At 67.1% G+C, this 1,956-nt stretch carries 5 protein-coding genes; all 5 read left to right on the top strand.

Annotated elements, in window-relative coordinates:
* Positions 1–129: 129 nt before the first annotated feature.
* The 5 genes from CTA01S_RS16035 to CTA01S_RS16015 are packed head-to-tail and all read left to right on the top strand — an operon-like array spanning position 130 to position 1,694.
* Positions 130–339 carry a hypothetical protein gene (locus CTA01S_RS16035; protein ID WP_062196847.1) on the top strand — a complete coding sequence of 70 codons (210 nt, stop codon included), beginning with the start codon at positions 130–132 and terminating at the stop codon, positions 337–339.
* Positions 332–775, top strand: coding sequence for a DUF6362 family protein (locus CTA01S_RS16030; protein WP_062196846.1), 444 nt, complete (start codon positions 332–334; stop codon positions 773–775). The genes CTA01S_RS16035 and CTA01S_RS16030 overlap by 8 nt, the downstream gene beginning before the upstream one ends.
* Before the next feature lie 18 nt (positions 776–793).
* The gene (locus tag CTA01S_RS16025) at positions 794–1,060 is read left to right on the top strand and encodes a type II toxin-antitoxin system ParD family antitoxin (RefSeq protein ID WP_024892269.1); all 267 of its coding nucleotides are present in this window, start codon (positions 794–796) and stop codon (positions 1,058–1,060) included.
* Positions 1,057–1,350 carry a type II toxin-antitoxin system RelE/ParE family toxin gene (locus CTA01S_RS16020; RefSeq protein ID WP_062196845.1) on the top strand — a complete coding sequence of 98 codons (294 nt, stop codon included), beginning with the start codon at positions 1,057–1,059 and terminating at the stop codon, positions 1,348–1,350. Before CTA01S_RS16025 ends, CTA01S_RS16020 begins: the two co-directional genes overlap by 4 nt.
* 23 nt (positions 1,351–1,373) lie before the next feature.
* Positions 1,374–1,694, top strand: a complete 321-nt coding sequence (locus CTA01S_RS16015; protein ID WP_062196844.1) for a helix-turn-helix domain-containing protein — start codon at positions 1,374–1,376, stop codon at positions 1,692–1,694.
* Positions 1,695–1,956: the final 262 nt, after the last annotated feature.

Raw genomic sequence — 1,956 nt, 5'->3', positions numbered from 1 at the left:
CCCGCAAGGACGAGATGCTGGCCGCCGCCCGCGCTCGCGGCCACGCCCCCGCCGACGACAACGAAGCCGACGCGCTGGCCTTGCTGCACTGGGCCATCGACCGCCACGACGCGGCGCAGGAGGTCTGACATGCGCATCCCAATTCGTCACTACCGTTGCCCGCTGGGGCGCCTGCAGCCCGAGCCGATGGACGTGGAGGCCGTCAAACGCCGCGGCTGGCGCGAGCAGCGCCTGCTCGTCGTCTCCCTCGACGACGACCGGCTCGACTGGATGGAACGCGAGCTGATCCGCCGAATCGGCGAGCGGCTCTACGGTGCACGGGAGGCGCGCCATGGCTGAGTGGACCGTCGAGCGTGTGGCCGAACGCTTCCGGGAGGCGGCCATCACCGCCCACCGCCTGCCGCCCGTGCGCGTGCAGGGCTACTTCAACACCTGGCCCGCGATCCGGCGCATGCCCTGGGAGACGCTGGGGGCCGAACCCTCGATCCGGCGCTTCCCGCCCGCACCCGAGACGGTCGAGCGGATGCTCGAGACCATGCGCTGGGTCTTGTGGCTGGAGGAAGAGGAACGGCATCTCGTGTGGATGCGCGCCGAGCGCCACCGCTGGCGCGACATCTGCGCCCGCTTCGGCTGCGACCGGACCACCGCCTGGCGGCGGTGGCAGCGGGCGCTCTCGATCGTGGCCGAGGCGCTCAACGGCAACCGAGAAGCGGACCGCCTGCCCAGCCGTTCGCTTGACAAGACGGGGTTGCAGGAATCCAATAACAGCTATTAACTGTTAGTATGCAAGCCCATGCCAACGAGTGTCGCCCTCAGCCCCCATTTCGAGGCGTTCATCAAGGAGCAAGTCGCCTCCGGTCGCTACAACAACGCCAGCGAGGTCGTTCGCGCAGGCCTGCGTTTGCTGGAAGAGCAAGCCCAGCGTCACGCCCTGCAGCTGGAAGAGCTGCGCGCGGCCATCACGGCCGGTCGATCCAGTGGTCCGGGGCAGCCGGCCGAAGAGGTCTTTGATCGTCTGGAGGCGAAGTATCGGGGTCAGGCAAAGCGCCGGACGACATGAACCGGCTCGTCATCACCCCGCTGGCCGCAAGCGACATCGAGGAAATCGGCGACTACATCGCCCAGGACAATCCGAGCCGGGCCGTCAGCTTCATGGCAGAACTTCGCGTGCAATGCAGGAAGATCGCCGCGCCGCCCCAGGCGTATCGGCTACGTCCCGAGCTCGGCGAAGGCATTCGATCCTGCGCCCACGGCAACTACGTGATCTTCTTCTGCGCGTACGACGATGAAGTGAGCATCGTGCGCGTACTGCACGGCGCACGGGATATCGGCGCCCAGTTCGGTGGCTAGCACCGGCCAAGTGGGCGTCTTTGATGGCCGTGAAGAAGCGCGACGACCGGATCCTCGAAGCCGTCCATGAGACGGCGCGCGACCTGCATCGCCTGGGCTTCATCGACAAGCGCAAGATGCGCAAGTACGACGCGCTGTGCCTGGAGCCGGTGCCCGAATTCGATGCCGACAAAGTGCGCGCCCTGCGCGAACGCCTGCACTTGAGTCAGGCCGTGCTGGCCTCGGTCCTCAACACCAGCGTCTCGACCGTGCGCAAGTGGGAAGTGGGCGACAAGAAGCCCAGCGGTCCCTCGCAGAAGCTGCTCGACCTCATCGAACGCAAGGGGCTGGAGGCCGTGCTCTGAAGTCGCGGGGCACGAGCGCACCGCCATTGCGCCTGCGTGTTTTGGCGTGATTTGGCGGGTGGGATCGTGCATCCGCGTGCGTCTGCGGCGTGATGCGGCTTTGGCCGCTGCAACAGATTCGCCGGTCCGGGGGTAGTATCTCGGCTAACTTCTGGACAGCGGTGACGGTCGAGGAAGCCGCCCGGCCATTCACGGGTCCTTCCTGGCGACCCAGCCATGCGGGGGGCGCGAGCGCAGCATTGGCCTAGCGTCCGACCGCAAA

It is taken from the genome of Caldimonas taiwanensis NBRC 104434, assembly GCF_001592165.1.
GTDB lineage: Bacteria > Pseudomonadota > Gammaproteobacteria > Burkholderiales > Burkholderiaceae_C > Caldimonas > Caldimonas manganoxidans.
This window is presented reverse-complemented; position numbering and strand designations above follow the sequence as displayed.

What these genes read in the sequence shown, in the direction of transcription:
- CTA01S_RS16035 (WP_062196847.1), top strand. Translation starts at nt 130, where the DNA reads ATGCGCATCCCAATTCGTCACTACCGTTGCCCGCTGGGGCGCCTGCAG.
- CTA01S_RS16030 (WP_062196846.1), top strand. Translation starts at nt 332, where the DNA reads ATGGCTGAGTGGACCGTCGAGCGTGTGGCCGAACGCTTCCGGGAGGCG.
- CTA01S_RS16025 (WP_024892269.1), top strand. Translation starts at nt 794, where the DNA reads ATGCCAACGAGTGTCGCCCTCAGCCCCCATTTCGAGGCGTTCATCAAG.
- CTA01S_RS16020 (WP_062196845.1), top strand. Translation starts at nt 1,057, where the DNA reads ATGAACCGGCTCGTCATCACCCCGCTGGCCGCAAGCGACATCGAGGAA.
- CTA01S_RS16015 (WP_062196844.1), top strand. Translation starts at nt 1,374, where the DNA reads ATGGCCGTGAAGAAGCGCGACGACCGGATCCTCGAAGCCGTCCATGAG.